The organism is Devosia epidermidihirudinis (assembly GCF_000971295.1).
GTDB classification, from domain to species: Bacteria; Pseudomonadota; Alphaproteobacteria; order Rhizobiales; family Devosiaceae; genus Devosia; species Devosia epidermidihirudinis.
Genome location: NZ_LANJ01000020.1, coordinates 17,247 through 30,675, shown reverse-complemented (window position 1 = coordinate 30,675; position 13,429 = coordinate 17,247). Strand labels below are relative to the sequence as shown.

Below are 13,429 nucleotides of genomic sequence, written 5' to 3'. Positions count from 1 at the left end.
TCGTTTACAAATGGAATTTGCATGGCACGACCGCGCACGGTGACCGATGAGGCGATCCTGGAAGCTGCGATGGACATGATGTATCGGGCCGGTCCGGATGCGCTGACCTTTGCATCGGTGGGAAAAGCGGTGGGGCTTTCGGCGGCGACATTGGTGCAGCGCTATGGCACCAAGGATGGCTTTGTGCAGGCGGCAATGCTGCGCGGCTGGGATGCGCTCGATGCCCAGACAGCCGAGTTGGACCAGACCATGCCCCTCACTCCCGAGGGGGCAGTGGCTATGCTGGTGGCCATGATCCCGGCGGGGATGAGCGAAGCAGAAAACGCCATGGGGCTGGCTATTTTGCGTGAGGATATGCGCGATCCCGTGTTACGGGCGCGCGGTGTTCTTTGGCGCAAGGCTCTGGCGCGGGCCCTGGGACGGCGGCTGAGTGAGGATGCCCGCCAGCAGGAACAGCTCGGTCTGATGTTGGCCAGCCAGTGGCAAGGTGCGCAGGTATGGTGGGGTTTCGCCCAAAAAGGCGCACTCGGCGAGGTCATTGGCCAGGAATTGCGGGACTGGTGCGCACTGGTGCTGAAGCGGTAAGATAGCCGCATGGAAACGGTGACTTTTGATACTGCGCTGGGCGTCTTCGGGCTTGGCTGGACTGAGCTGGGCATTGCACGCCTGCAATTGCCGGGGCTTGAGGCCGATGCACTGGCCGAGCGTATCAATCGCTATGATGCCAAACCGGGTGCGCCGACCCGCGCTATCGAGGCTCTGATCACTCAGATCGAGGATTATGCCGAGGGGGCCGAGATAGATTTCAGCAACGTGCCGCTGGATCTGCAGGGCGTGTCCGCCTTCCACAAACGAGCCTACGACCTGTTGCTGACCATCGGATGGGGCCAGACCATCACCTATGGCGAGATGGCGCGGCAACTGGGCGATGTCACCTTGTCGCGCGCTGTGGGCGGCGCGATGGGTGCCAATCCCATCCCTCTGATCATTCCCTGCCATCGCGTGTTGGCCAGTGACGGCAAGCCGGGCGGTTTTTCAGCGCCAGGGGGTGCCTTGTCCAAGGTGCGCATGCTGGCGCTAGAGGGTGTTTCGGTGGGCACGCCAGCGGGGCAAATGACTTTCGGTTTTTGAGGTGCGATGATGAGCTTTCAGTTCACTCAGCGTAGCGGCATCGAAAAGCAGGTTCGCTCCATTGCCCGCGGGCAAATCTCAAGAGCGCTGGAAGCGTCCTATGAGCCGCGGGGAAACCTCGACGATCTCGTACATCAGTTGCGGCGCCGCTGTAAAAAACTGCGCGGATTGGTGCGGCTGATCGAGCCCCGATTCAAAAACGCTAAACGTGAAAATAGGGCCTTCAGGGACGCGGCGGCAGGTTTGGCCGGCAGGCGAGACGCTGCCGTCATGGTCGAGACCTTCTCCCAGATCCTCGAAATCGACCTTAATCGCAAGGGGCGCCCGCAGATATCGGCCACGCAGGCAAAGGACATCCTTCATTCCTTGCAGCAGGCGGTGGGCGGTCCTCCCGATGCGGTAGAGGCGACATTGTTGCTACGGAGCTTTATCGAGATCTTCGAAGCGGCCAAATCGCGCGCTGGCACGTGGGAGATATCGGGGAAGGGGTTTGATCAGATCGGCGATGGCCTGGAGGCCACCTATCGCCGCATGCAGACGGGATTGGCGGTGGTGGAACGCGACGCAAGCGCCGAGGCGATCCACGCATGGCGCAAGGACACAAAGTATCACTGGCACCATGTTAGCCTTTTTGTAGCCGCGGCGCCCGATACGCTCACGGCTCGCCGGCACAATCTAGATCGCCTCGGCGAGTGGCTGGGAGATCATCACAATCTGGCTGTACTGGACGCCACGTTGGCGGATTACCCCGATATCGAGGCGGTGCGACGCGTCATCGCCGAGCGTCAGGCTACGTTGGCCGCCGATGCGATTGGCCTAGGTCGGCAATTGCTGGCCGAAAAACCGAACATGTTGCGTGAGCGTTTTGAGCGCTATTGGACGTTGTTACCGAAGAAGGACTGAATATGGCGCAAGAGATCGAGCGGAAATTCCTGGTGAGTGGCGATGGCTGGCGCGCATTGGAAACGAGCAGCGCGCTGTTGCGTCAGGGATATCTGTCGAGCAATGCCAAGGCGACTGTGCGGGTGCGCAGCAAGAATGATGACCGGGCCGTCATCACCCTTAAGGGCGCAGCGCAGGGCATTACCCGGTCTGAGTTTGAGTACGACATTCCCATTGAGGATGCGCGGGAAATGCTGGCGATGGCCGAGCCGCATGTGCTGGAAAAGCGTCGTCACATCGTGCCGTTCGGCGGCCTGACCTGGGAAATCGACGTGTTCGAGGGCCGTCATACCGGTCTGGTGCTGGCCGAGGTCGAGCTGGAGAGCGAAGACCAGGTGGTGGAGCTCCCCGACTGGATCGGCGAAGAAGTCACCCACGATGACCGCTATTACAACGCCAGCCTGTCACGCAGCGACACGCTGCCGGAATAACGCAGGGCGGCGTAAATTGGCCTGAACACACTGTTCAGGCGCCCGTTTGATCCATGTCATTGCTCGGCTCTTGCTGCGGTCCCATGTGTGGAGGACAACACAGGAGCAGAACATGTCCAAGGATTTTGACGGCAAGGTTGCATTTGTGACAGGTGGTGCATCTGGCATTGGCGAGGCTGTTGCCCGGCAATTGGCCGCCCGTGGCGCCAAGGTGGTGGTGGCTGATCTCAAGCTTGAGACCGGCCAGAAGGTTGTCGACGCGATCACGGCAGCTGGTGGCACTGCGGTCGCAATCGCAGTCGATGTGGGCCAGCCTGATCAGCTTGAAAAGGCCATCCAGTTCACCGTCGACACCTATGGCGCTCTGCATCTAGCGGTTAACAATGCCGGTATCGCTGGCGCCGGCAAGCCAACGGCGGACTACACGCTCGAGGAATGGCGCAAGGTCGTCGACATCGATCTGAACAGCGTGTTCTACTCCACCAAATACGAAATTCCGGCCATGCTCAAAAGTGGCGGTGGGGCCATCGTCAACATGGCGTCGATCCTTGGCACCAATGGCTTTGCCAACGCTCCGGCCTATGTCTCGTCCAAGCATGGCGTGGTTGGGCTCACCAAAGCGACGGCCATCGATTATGCCAAGCAGGGCATTCGCGTGAACGCGGTCGGGCCGGGCTTCATCGAAACGCCGCTGCTGGGGAGTAACACCGAGAGCGAGATGTTTGCGACCCTGCGTTCCCTCCACCCCATGGGCCGGTTGGGGACGTCCGATGAGGTGGCGGCGCTGACGCTGTTCCTGTTGTCGGATGCAGCCTCGTTCATCACCGGTAGCTACCATCTGGTGGATGGCGGATACGCGGCGCAGTAGGTGCATTAAGGGCGGCCTTTTGGGCCGCCTTTTTCTTTGTCAGGCGGCCCGCGCATAGTTAGAGATCGGGCATGACCATTTCCACCTCATCGTCCCGCAAGGCGAGCCCGGCCACGGCGCTGTGGCTGGCGACCTTTGGCCTCGTCACCATGACTGCCATGTCGGCGATTATTCATGAGGCTGCAAAGGTCGCTCCGGTAGGGCAGTTGGTGTTCTGGCGCAGTTTCATCGCGCTCGGGCCCATCGTGATCTACCTGCTGGTGCGGGGCGAGCTGGCGACCGCTGTGCGCACCAAATATCCGCGGAAGCATCTCGTGCGGGGCCTTTTGGGTTGCGCCGTGATGATGTTCAACTTCGTGGCGCTGGCCTATCTCTCGGTCGGGCTGGCGACGGCCATCAGCTATCTCGCGCCGATCCTTTCCATCTGTGCCGCGATGGTTTTCCTGCGCGAGCGGCCCAATGCCCTAGTCATTGTAGGCGTCGTGCTTGGGCTGGCGGGTATTGTGCTGATGTTGTTTCCGGCGCTGCTCGGGGCCGAGTTGCGGGATGGTACGTTGATCGGCGTTGCTGCAGGTTTGGCGATGGCGGCGACCAATGCGCTGTCGCGGGTGCAGGTGAAGGATTTGACCCGCACCGACCCACCGGCCAGTATCGCACTGTCCTTTGCCGTCATCTGCAGCATCGTGGGGCTCGCCACTGCGGCCTTTGGCTGGGCCGAGCTCGATGGCATCACCCTCGCGCTGCTGATCAGCGCGGGCCTGCTCGGCGGTATGGGCCACGTGCTGATGACCGAGGCCGTAGCCCGCGCGCCGGTCGCGTTGTTGGCTGGTTACGAATACACCGGCATCATCTGGGCCTTCCTGTTCGACTTTGCCCTTCTGGGTATTGCGCTGGATGGCTGGGCCATTTCTGGCGCAGTGGTCGTGGTGGGTGCAGCCGTGCTGGTGGCATACGGGCAGGGCAGGCTGACGGCTAAGCCAGCTTGAATGTGCCGTGGCCCGGCTAGAAGTGCCGCTTCAATATGGGGCTTGGCGCCTATTGCCAGCGCTTGAAGCTCTTGATGTGGTCGACACTCTTGACCGTTGACATGGTGAGCTTTTCCACGCTGTCGGTCACCGGCAGAACCAGTACGTTTTCGGTCTCGGGATCAGGTATTTCCAGCGTTTCGAATTGGCTGTCGAGTAGACTGGTGGGCATAAATTCGTGGCTGCGCTTTGCCATGCGGGCAGCGATGACGTCCTTGTCGCCGTGCAGATAGACGAACAGGATCGGCTCCCCCGCCTTTTCGACCATGTAGTCGCGATATGAGCGCTTGAGTGCCGAGCAGGCGCCAACCGCAGCACCCTTGCGGTCGGCGGCTTCGTGCAGTGACTGCGCCAGCCGCTCAAGCCACGGCCAGCGGTCATCGTCGGTCAGCGGCGTGCCCTCGCGCATTTTCTCGACATTGGCGTCGGGGTGGTAGTCATCGCCATCTAGGAACGGCACGTGGAGCCGCCGCGCTACCGACTTGCCGATGGTGGACTTTCCCGATGAGCTGACGCCCATGACGATGATGATGCGGGCGGCTTGCAGAGGCATGGGCATTCCAGACAACAGGGTCAGACGGTGGCGGTGAAGGCACCATCAACATAGAGGATGTGGCCGTTGACGAAGCGCGCGGCTTCTGAGGCGAGAAAAACCGCTGCGCCGCCAAGTTCATGGGGCTGGCCCCAGCGGCCCATCGGTGTGCGGCTCTCGACCCAGCTATTGAACTTGTCGTCCCTGGTCAGAGCATCGTTCATTTCGGTGGCGAAATAGCCCGGCGCTATGCCATTGACGTTCAGACCATGGCGGGCCCAATCCACGGCCATGCCGCGGGTGAAATTGGCAACGGCGGCCTTGGTCGCAGCATAGGGCGCGATCGTTGGACGAGAGACTTCGGCGAGCATCGAACAGATGTTGATGATCTTGCCGGCACCGCGCGAAATCATCTGGCGGGCAACTGGCTGGCTGACGTTGAACACCGAGGTCAGATTGGTGGCGATGACCTGATCAAAGCGCTCGGGCGGGAAGGCCTCGAGACTGGAGCGGAACTGCATTCCGGCATTGTTGATCAGGATATCGATGGGGCCGATATCGTCCTCGATATAGTTGATCGCCGCGTTGATGCTCTCGCGGTTGGTGACGTCGAAGGCCGCGGCATTCACCGTCGCGCCGGTCTCGGCGAGATCCTGCGCCGCAGCGCCAAGGGCGACGCTATCGCGCGCATTGAGAACGATGGATGCGCCCGCTTCGGCGAGCGCTTTTGCCATGGCGTAACCCAGGCCACGGCTCGAACCCGTGATGAGAGCCCGCTTGCCGGTCAGATCAAATGGCGATGCAGCGGACACATAGGTTCTCCAAATTTGCGCGGACTCTAAGGGTGCGGGATTGTGCTAGCAAGGCAATCTGCCATACATGACCGGGAAATTGCCGATTTTTTCCCCGAATACGACTTCCGTCTAGGGGCAGTTTGTGGTCATGTCCCGGCGCGTGGTATGCGCTACGCGCATGGATTGACGGATTAAAGACCTCGGAAGGACGCTTGCATGTCGACTGCGGATATCGGCCTGATTGGCCTGGCGGTTATGGGCTCGAACCTGGCCCTCAATATCGCTGAAAAAGGCTACACAATCGCTGTCCACAATCGGTCTGCCGGGCGCATCGACGAGTTCGTCGCCGAGGCCAAGGAACAGGGCCTGGATGGCAAGACCATTGCCAAGTACGACCTGGCCGATTTCGTCCAGACCGTGAAGGCGCCGCGCTCCATCATCATCATGGTCAAGGCGGGACAGCCCGTTGACGACATGATCGAGCAGCTTCTGCCGCACCTGGAAAAGGGCGACGCGATCATCGAGTGCGGTAACTCGCTCTTCACCGACACGCAGCGCCGCTTCGACTATCTCAAGCCAAAGGGCATCGGCTATCTCGGCGTCGGCGTTTCCGGCGGTGAAGAAGGCGCGCGCCATGGTCCGTCCATCATGGTCGGCGGCTCCAAGGAACAGTGGCACAATGCCGAAGCCGTGCTGACGGCCATCGCTGCCAAGTTCGACGGCGAAAGCTGCTGCGCTTATCTGGGCGAGGGCGGCGCTGGCCACTTCGTCAAGACCATCCACAACGGCATCGAATATGGCGACATGCAGATGATCGCCGAAGTCTATGGCGTGATGCGCGATGGCCTGGGCATGGATGCCAAGGCTTGCGCCGCAGTCTTCAAAGAGTGGAACAAGGGTCCGCTCAACTCCTACCTCATCGAAATCACCGGCCACGTGCTGGACGCTGTCGATGGCGAAACCAACAAGCCGCTGGTCGATCTGATCCTCGACAAGGCCGGCCAGAAGGGCACCGGCGTCTGGTCCGCAATTGTTGCCCAGCAGATGGGCGTGCCGGCAACGGCAATCGAAGGCGCAGTTGCTGCTCGCTCGATTTCGTCGCGCAAGGATGAGCGCGTTGCCGCCGAAGCCATCTATGGCAAGCCAAACCGCGCCAAGACCGACGTGACACTGGCCGATCTCGAAAAGGCACTGCTCGCTGGCAAGATCGTTTCCTACGCTCAGGGCTTCGCCGTGATCGCCAAGGCTTCGGAAGAAAACGGCTGGGCACTGCCGCTCGCCACCATCGCCAAGATCTGGCGCGCAGGCTGCATCATCCGCTCGCGCTTCCTCGATCAGATGAGCTCAGCCTATGCCAAGGGCGGCAATACAAACCTTCTGGTTGTGCCCGACTTCGTGACCATCATGAAGGACGCGCATCCAAGCCTGCGCAAGGTCGTGGCGGCTGCTGCCGTTGGCGAATTCCCGATGATCTGCCTGTCGGCTGCACTGAGCTATTTCGACAGCTATCGTCAGGCGCAGGGCACTGCCAACCTGATCCAGGGCCAGCGCGACTTCTTCGGCGCCCACGGGTTTGAGATCGTCGGTCGCGGCACCGACTTGCACGGCACCTGGCCATCTACGCTGGGCAAGTAAGCTCCAGCGACCTGCAGAATCAGAAAGGGCCCCACGATTGCGGGGCCCTTTTGTTTGCCTAACTGGCCAGTTTGACGTCGGCCCGGTCTCGTTCGGCACAGGGCAGACGGCGCGTCGTGCCGCTGGTAATTTCGGCGAAGGTCTCGATTTCTGCAGGACGGCTGAGCAGGAAGCCTTGGGCTTCGGCGCAGGTTTCGTCGCGCAGGAAATTGAGCTCCTCAATGCGCTCGATGCCCTCGGCAACCACGGGCAGATTGAGACCTGCTCCCAGCCCCAGCACGGCGCGCACGATGGCGGCTGATTGCTCATTGCTGTCCACCGACTTGATGAACGAGCCGTCGATCTTGATCTTGTCGAAGGAGAAGGCGCGCAGGTTGGCCAGTGAGGAATAGCCGGTGCCGAAATCGTCCATCGCCACGCGCACGCCCAGGGCCTTGATCTGGCGCAGGGTGTGGAGCGCGCGGTTCATGTCGCGGATCAGCGCTGTTTCGGTGATCTCGATTTCGAGGCGGGCAGGGGACAGGCCAGTCTGCGACAGGGTCTGCATGATCATCATGGAGAGGCCCGCGTTCTGCATCTGCACAGCCGAGACGTTGACAGCAATCGAGAGCGGGTTGGCCCAGGTGGCGGCGTCGGCGCAAGCCTGACGCATCACCCATTCGCCGATCTGCAGGATCAGCCCGCTTTCTTCGGCAATCGGGATGAAATCGCTTGGCGGAATGGCACCCTTCTCGGGGTGTTCCCAACGCACCAGAGCCTCAAAGCCGCTGACGTCACCGCTCTTGATGTCGATCTGTGGCTGATAGACCAGACGCAGCTGATTGCGGGAGATGGCATGACGCAGGTCATTTTCCAGCAGGCGGCGCTCGCGCACCTTGGCGCCCATCTCGGCTTCGAAATAGCGATAGATGCCACGGCCATCATGCTTGGCGCGATAAAGCGCGGTATCGGCGTGGGTCATCAGGTGCTGCGCATCAACGGCATTGTCCGGGAAGATCGCGATGCCGATGCTGGCGGCGATCGCCGCGCTTTCCGGGCTTTCATTGTTGGCGGCCCGGAAGCCATCGAGGATGTCTTCTGCGATCCGGCCGGCGCGTTCCGGGGCCCCGATATTGGGGATGATCACGGCAAACTCATCACCGCCCAGGCGGGCCGCGACGCAGTCATCGTTCAGCGCTTTCTGCAGGGCGCGTGATACGCGCTGCAGCAGCAGGTCGCCCACAGGGTGGCCAAACAGGTCGTTGACCTCTTTGAAACGGTCCAGATCGAGGCAGAGCACTGCAAAGGTCTGGTCGTGGCGGGTCGCATGGGCGATCTCGCTGTCGAGGTCGCGGTTGAAGCTGGCGCGGTTGGGCAGGCCCGTCAGGGCGTCGTGATGCGCAAGGAAGCGAATGTGCTGCTCGGCGATACGGCGCGCGCTGAGGTCGCGTACGGCAATGGCATTGTGCTCGCGGCCACCGAAGTCGACGCGGCGCATGATGACTTCGACCGGAATGGTCTTGCCGCCGTCGATGGTCATATCGGCTTCAACAGAAACGCCGGGGCGCGCGGTGATGGCGACGCAGGTGGCGAGGTTGAAAAAGCGCGATAGCGACTGGCCTGCGAGGTCATCGCCTTTGCGGCCGACGAGGTCGAGGAAGCTGGAATTGACGGTGACGATTGTCTGGGCGTCGCAGACCACAAGCCCTTCCACGGCAGCATCGGCGAGGCCGCGCATGCGGTTGCCTTCCAGCGCGGTGCGGCGCTGTTCGCGGATGTCGAGGAAGACGGCGCCAAGGGCGGCGACGAGGATGAGAATGCTGGAGACGGCCACGCCAATGGACAGGTTTTCCGGTGTCGCATCGCTGGCGGTGACCACTGGATAGCAATTCTCCAGCCCGGCAGCGCCCATGCCCGTGAAGTGCATGGAGCAGATGGCCAGGGTCATGATACCCGCGCCAGCCAGACGCCAACGGACGGAGGTGCCATAAAGGCCCACATAGAGCGCTAGTGCGCCGAGAGAAATACCGAGAATGAGCGACGCCGATACCAGCGAGCCGCTCCAGTCGATTTCGCCACCGATCCGCAGGGCCGACATGCCCACATAGTGCATCGCCGCAATGCCAATGCCAGCGATGGCGCCACCAAGGGCAGCATCGGCGCGACGGGTCCCAATGGCAGCCCACAGAAACCCGCTACCGACCAGAGAGATCGCGATGAGCAGAGAGCCGACGGTGGTCACTAGCTCGTAGCCGGTGGGCATACCGACGGAGAAGGCCAGCATTGCCACGAAGTGGGTCGACCAGATACCGAAGCCAACTGACACGGCCGCCACGGCCAGCCACGCAGTCCTGATCGAGCCAGAGGCCCGGCGCGCGTGGTTGAGCAGGCTCATGCCTGCAAAGGACGAAAGCGCACAAATCAGCGCCGCAAGCGCGACAAGCTGGAGGTTATGCTTGAAAAAAAGCGTCTCTAGAACGGTTTGCATCGGGAAAACTCTGGCGTAGCAACACCCTGTTCTCCGGCCAGCATCGTAAAAGCGGCTTTAATTTTGAGGTCCGCGCACTCGTACGAACGCTTTTGCTGCCAATGAGGTTAAGCAATTACATCCGTATAAATCACGATAGAGCGCGGAACATCACGTAGCTGTCCACATAGCCGTTCACCGGGTGGTTGAAGGCCAGCGGCAGGGTGCCGACGATATCAAAGCCCAGCTTCTGCCACAGGGCGACGGCGCGCCCGTTTGTCGAAACGACATGATTGAACTGCATCGCCCTGAATCCGCGCTCTTTGGCGCGGATCAGCGAGTGTTCGCACATGGCGCGGGCAATGCCTTTGCCCTGTGCGGCCGGTGCAGTCATATATCCGCAATTGGCGACGTGAGCGCCGCCGCCCTGCTGGTTGGCCATCAGGTAGTAGGTGCCCAGGATAACGCCATCGTCTTCTGCGACGAAGACTTCATGGGTCGGGCCAAACCAATAATCCAGCGTCTCCGCATCGCTGAAGTCGCGTCGCATGGCGTAGGTCTCGCCCGCCTTGAGGGTGGGCGCGACAATGGCCAGAACGGCAGCGTGATCGGCTTCAGTAGCGGGTCGGATTTGCATTGGGTTCGTCGTCGTCCTCGTCTATGGGCGGCACGCGGATCTGGCCGGGAGGCGCCATGTCGGGCACCACAGGCTTGTTGGCAATGCTCGGGCGATGGCTCAGCTCGAACCGCCATGCTGCAACCGAGAAGATCACCAGCGCCAGGGTGACGCAGATGGCCGCTGCAAGGAAGGGCGCACCGGGGAAATAGCCGGGGGAGGCCGGAGCCGAGGTGAAGTAGGAGAAGATCTGGGTGGCCACCAGGGGGCCAATAATGGTCGCCAGCGAGTTGGCGGCGTTCACCGCACCCTGCAACTCGCCTTGGGCATTGTCGGGTACCTGACGCGACAGCACGCCATTGATGGCGGGAGCCGCAAGGCCGCTGACCGCGCCGACCATGATGAAGACGTAGAGGTAGAAAACCTCCGAAGTGAACGCGACGCCGACAAAGGCCACGATGGCCGCCAACAGGCCCAGAATGGCCACAGGCGGCTCGCCGACGCGCTTGACCATTGGCCCAACGAGAAAGGCCTGACAGATGGCAAAGCCGATGCCGAAGGCTCCCAATGCGCGACCGATATTGGACGAGGTGAACTGGAAGACTTCCACGGTGAAGTAGCTGAACACTGTCGGCAGCGCCTGCGCGGCCAGCGAGAAGCAGAGCAGCACGGCGAGCAGCCACAGGACCACGGGATACTGACGCAGCGCGATCACGGCGCCAAAGGGATTGGCGCGGCGAATGTCGAACTTGCGGCGCGAATGCTTGGGCAGGCTTTCGGGCAGCACAAAGAGGCCGAAGAGGAAGTTGGCGAAGGCCAGGCCGGCTGCGGCATAGAAAGGCACGCGGGGGCCATGTTCACCAAGCTCGCCGCCGATGACGGGGCCGATGATGAAGCCGAGGCCGAAAGCGGCGCCGATCAGGCCGAAGCGCTGGGTGCGCTTATGGGGTGGCGTGATGTCGGCCATGTAGGCGGTTGCGGTCGCCACAGCGGCGCCAGCCACGCCCGCAATGATGCGGCCGATGAACAGATACCAGACCACCGGAGCGATCGACATCATCAGGTAATCGAAGGTCAAGCCGAGCAGCGAACACAGCAAAACCGGGCGGCGGCCGAAGCGATCCGACAGGTTGCCAAGGACCGGCGAGAACACGAACTGCATGAAAGCATAGGTGAAAACCAGATAGCCGCCGATGACGGCTGCATCGGCCACACTGCCACCGGTCAGCTCTTCGAGCAGCTCGGGCAGCACAGGCACGATGATGCCCACGCCGATCATATCGAGCAGGATCGTCACCAGGATACAGGTCAGTGTCAGGCGGGAACGGGCCGCAGCTTGCATACTTGGGCGCTAACCTTTTGAATCTGGACGGGCCGTAGGCTCGTCTCGCAGTTGACACAGGCCAGTCGGCCAAAGCAAGGCCGAACGGGTAGGGTGCGGCAAGCTGAAACGCCTCAGCTCGGGAAAAAGTTCGCCGGTTGAATCACTTGGCGTGACTGCTTCATATCCCGATTCATGTCTCGGTGTTGCCGGCATCGTGTCCATACAGCCATGCAAGGCGCTTGAGGTGGCCCTGTTTGCCCTGCGCGCGGATGCCCAGATTGCGGGCAATGCTCAGCGGCCAGCGCATATGAAAGATGGCGCCATTCGATAGCGAGGTCTTGGCGACACGCGCGACGCGGGGACGGCGGATGGCTTCGTACCGGGCAAAAGCGGCTTCGGCGGTTTTCTCGTTGACCAGCAGCGGCGCGAGCACAGCCGCATCCTCAATGCCCATAGCCGCGCCCTGGGCCTGGAATGGGACCATGGCATGGGCGGCGTCGCCAATGATGCCGATATTGCCGTTGCGCCAACTAGGCGCGTCCACCGTATAGAGCGGCCAGGGCGTCCAGCTATCGCCAGCAGCGGCGAGGATGACGTCGATCCGCGGGCTGCGCTTTCCGGTTGTCGGTAGATTGGGCCGCGTACCGGTTTCTGCGCCGGCCGATGGGGCCTTTGCGAACAGGGCAATGTTGACTTGGCGACGATGTGGCAGCGGGTAGCAGACCATGTGATAGCCCGGTCCGAACAGCACCGAGACGCGGTCGAGCTCGATCTGTCCGGCCAGCGAGGCATAGGGCAGCAGCGTGCGCCATGCGGCGCGGTGGCGATATTGCGCGGGCGGGCCGCTCAGCAGGTTGGTGCGGGTTAGGGAGTGTACGCCATCCGCACCGATCAGCGCCGAGGCGCGGGCTTTGCGGGTCTGACCCTGGCTGTCCTCAATAGTCAGCGACACGCCACGGCTATTGGAAGTCGCGTCCCACGCCCGTACGCCGAACTGGATGTCGATATTGGCGAAGCGGCGGGTAGCTTTATAGAGCGCGTCGGCAAGATCGGCGCGGTGCATGACGCTATAGGCGGCGCCGAAGCGGTCGCTCATTACAGCGCCCAGCTCCATGGTCACCAGCGGATGTGTGCTGCCGAAGGGGTAGATATCGATGCCAACGGGCTCAAGGCCGGTCGCAGTAAGGGCTTCATCGAGCCCCAGCCTATCAAGAATGCAGCGGGCATTGGGGCCAACCTGCAGGCCGGCACCAAACTCGGAGAGAACCGGGCTCCGTTCCAGCACCATGACGGAGGCGCCAAAACGCGCCAGCGCCAATGCCAGTGTCAGGCCTGAGATGCCCGCGCCAACGATATAGAATGTGCGGCCCGAACCGGGCATGGATCAGTCTCAGGCAGCGTCGGCGTGATAAATGGCCGAAAGCGGATTGGAGGTGCCAGCCGCAAGGTCGCCGTTGAACACATAATGCGTCGAACAATAGGGGCAGACCACGTCATTGTCCTTGCCCATGTCGATATAGACATGCGGGTGGTCAAACGGCGGCAGCGCACCAACGCACTGGAATTCCTTGGACCCGACCTCGATCTGACGAAGGCCTTCGGTATTGTGGAAGTGGGGCGTGGTGCCGTGTGCCATGAGACAAAAACCTGTTTGATTTGGCCGGACCATAATAGATGGCGGAACT

Annotated in this window: 14 protein-coding genes; 7 read left to right on the top strand and 7 right to left on the bottom strand. The window is 61.7% G+C overall.

Translation table 11 applies throughout. The features are described from left to right. The first annotated feature begins 21 nt into the window (after window positions 1-21). The 6 genes from WH87_RS13370 (at window position 22) to WH87_RS13345 (ending at window position 4,358) form a co-directional block, all read left to right on the top strand. The gene (locus tag WH87_RS13370) at window positions 22-585 is read left to right on the top strand and encodes a TetR/AcrR family transcriptional regulator (RefSeq protein ID WP_046138777.1); all 564 of its coding nucleotides are present in this window, start codon (window positions 22-24) and stop codon (window positions 583-585) included. Between the two features lie 9 nt (window positions 586-594). Then, window positions 595-1,131, top strand: a complete 537-nt coding sequence (locus tag WH87_RS13365; protein WP_046138778.1) for a methylated-DNA--[protein]-cysteine S-methyltransferase — start codon at window positions 595-597, stop codon at window positions 1,129-1,131. A 6-nt stretch (window positions 1,132-1,137) separates the two neighbouring features. Beyond that, window positions 1,138-2,034: a CHAD domain-containing protein gene (locus tag WH87_RS13360; RefSeq protein ID WP_046138779.1), complete on the top strand. Its 897-nt coding sequence runs from the start codon at window positions 1,138-1,140 to the stop codon at window positions 2,032-2,034. 2 nt (window positions 2,035-2,036) lie between these two features. Continuing rightward, complete coding sequence (locus WH87_RS13355) at window positions 2,037-2,504, top strand: CYTH domain-containing protein (RefSeq protein ID WP_046138780.1); 468 nt, start codon at window positions 2,037-2,039, stop codon at window positions 2,502-2,504. A 112-nt stretch (window positions 2,505-2,616) separates the two neighbouring features. Beyond that, a complete protein-coding gene (locus WH87_RS13350) occupies window positions 2,617-3,372 on the top strand; it encodes an SDR family NAD(P)-dependent oxidoreductase (RefSeq protein WP_046138781.1) in 756 nt (251 codons plus the stop codon). A 71-nt stretch (window positions 3,373-3,443) separates the two neighbouring features. After that, window positions 3,444-4,358 carry a DMT family transporter gene (locus WH87_RS13345; protein WP_052726366.1) on the top strand — a complete coding sequence of 305 codons (915 nt, stop codon included), beginning with the start codon at window positions 3,444-3,446 and terminating at the stop codon, window positions 4,356-4,358. A gap of 49 nt (window positions 4,359-4,407) precedes the next feature. Here the strand turns inward: WH87_RS13345 and WH87_RS13340 are convergent, their stop codons facing one another. Beyond that, complete coding sequence (locus WH87_RS13340) at window positions 4,408-4,950, bottom strand: gluconokinase (RefSeq protein WP_245622413.1); 543 nt, start codon at window positions 4,948-4,950, stop codon at window positions 4,408-4,410. Between the two features lie 20 nt (window positions 4,951-4,970). After that, a complete protein-coding gene (locus tag WH87_RS13335; RefSeq protein WP_046138783.1) occupies window positions 4,971-5,741 on the bottom strand; it encodes an SDR family oxidoreductase in 771 nt (256 codons plus the stop codon). A gap of 198 nt (window positions 5,742-5,939) precedes the next feature. Between WH87_RS13335 and gndA the strand changes: the two genes are divergently transcribed. Further along, window positions 5,940-7,358 carry an NADP-dependent phosphogluconate dehydrogenase gene (gndA, locus tag WH87_RS13330; protein WP_046138784.1) on the top strand — a complete coding sequence of 473 codons (1,419 nt, stop codon included), beginning with the start codon at window positions 5,940-5,942 and terminating at the stop codon, window positions 7,356-7,358. Window positions 7,359-7,416: 58 nt separating this feature from the next. On the opposite strand, the gene WH87_RS13325 is transcribed toward gndA, so the two are convergent. From WH87_RS13325 to WH87_RS13305, 5 genes are all read right to left on the bottom strand, one after another. After that, window positions 7,417-9,825: a bifunctional diguanylate cyclase/phosphodiesterase gene (locus tag WH87_RS13325; RefSeq protein WP_046138785.1), complete on the bottom strand. Its 2,409-nt coding sequence runs from the start codon at window positions 9,823-9,825 to the stop codon at window positions 7,417-7,419. 130 nt (window positions 9,826-9,955) lie between these two features. Next, a complete protein-coding gene (locus tag WH87_RS13320; RefSeq protein ID WP_046138786.1) occupies window positions 9,956-10,441 on the bottom strand; it encodes a GNAT family N-acetyltransferase in 486 nt (161 codons plus the stop codon). Beyond that, entirely contained in the window at window positions 10,419-11,762 is a 1,344-nt protein-coding gene (locus WH87_RS13315) for a TCR/Tet family MFS transporter (protein ID WP_052726367.1), read from the bottom strand. The genes WH87_RS13320 and WH87_RS13315 overlap by 23 nt, the downstream gene beginning before the upstream one ends. A gap of 172 nt (window positions 11,763-11,934) precedes the next feature. After that, window positions 11,935-13,125: an FAD-dependent monooxygenase gene (locus WH87_RS13310; RefSeq protein WP_046138787.1), complete on the bottom strand. Its 1,191-nt coding sequence runs from the start codon at window positions 13,123-13,125 to the stop codon at window positions 11,935-11,937. A 9-nt stretch (window positions 13,126-13,134) separates the two neighbouring features. After that, window positions 13,135-13,380 (bottom strand): zinc-finger domain-containing protein, encoded by a 246-nt coding sequence (locus tag WH87_RS13305; RefSeq protein ID WP_046138788.1) that lies wholly within the window; start codon window positions 13,378-13,380, stop codon window positions 13,135-13,137. Window positions 13,381-13,429 lie beyond the last annotated feature (49 nt).

Excerpts from the sequence above, each read along its gene's own strand:
- WH87_RS13365 (WP_046138778.1), top strand. The coding sequence starts at position 595 with ATGGAAACGGTGACTTTTGATACTGCGCTGGGCGTCTTCGGGCTTGGC.
- WH87_RS13350 (WP_046138781.1), top strand. The coding sequence starts at position 2,617 with ATGTCCAAGGATTTTGACGGCAAGGTTGCATTTGTGACAGGTGGTGCA.
- WH87_RS13370 (WP_046138777.1), top strand. The coding sequence starts at position 22 with ATGGCACGACCGCGCACGGTGACCGATGAGGCGATCCTGGAAGCTGCG.
- WH87_RS13310 (WP_046138787.1), bottom strand. The coding sequence starts at position 13,125 with ATGCCCGGTTCGGGCCGCACATTCTATATCGTTGGCGCGGGCATCTCA.
- WH87_RS13320 (WP_046138786.1), bottom strand. The coding sequence starts at position 10,441 with ATGCAAATCCGACCCGCTACTGAAGCCGATCACGCTGCCGTTCTGGCC.
- WH87_RS13360 (WP_046138779.1), top strand. The coding sequence starts at position 1,138 with ATGATGAGCTTTCAGTTCACTCAGCGTAGCGGCATCGAAAAGCAGGTT.
- WH87_RS13315 (WP_052726367.1), bottom strand. The coding sequence starts at position 11,762 with ATGCAAGCTGCGGCCCGTTCCCGCCTGACACTGACCTGTATCCTGGTG.
- WH87_RS13325 (WP_046138785.1), bottom strand. The coding sequence starts at position 9,825 with ATGCAAACCGTTCTAGAGACGCTTTTTTTCAAGCATAACCTCCAGCTT.
- WH87_RS13345 (WP_052726366.1), top strand. The coding sequence starts at position 3,444 with ATGACCATTTCCACCTCATCGTCCCGCAAGGCGAGCCCGGCCACGGCG.
- WH87_RS13355 (WP_046138780.1), top strand. The coding sequence starts at position 2,037 with ATGGCGCAAGAGATCGAGCGGAAATTCCTGGTGAGTGGCGATGGCTGG.
- WH87_RS13305 (WP_046138788.1), bottom strand. The coding sequence starts at position 13,380 with ATGGCACACGGCACCACGCCCCACTTCCACAATACCGAAGGCCTTCGT.
- gndA (WP_046138784.1), top strand. The coding sequence starts at position 5,940 with ATGTCGACTGCGGATATCGGCCTGATTGGCCTGGCGGTTATGGGCTCG.
- WH87_RS13340 (WP_245622413.1), bottom strand. The coding sequence starts at position 4,950 with ATGCCTCTGCAAGCCGCCCGCATCATCATCGTCATGGGCGTCAGCTCA.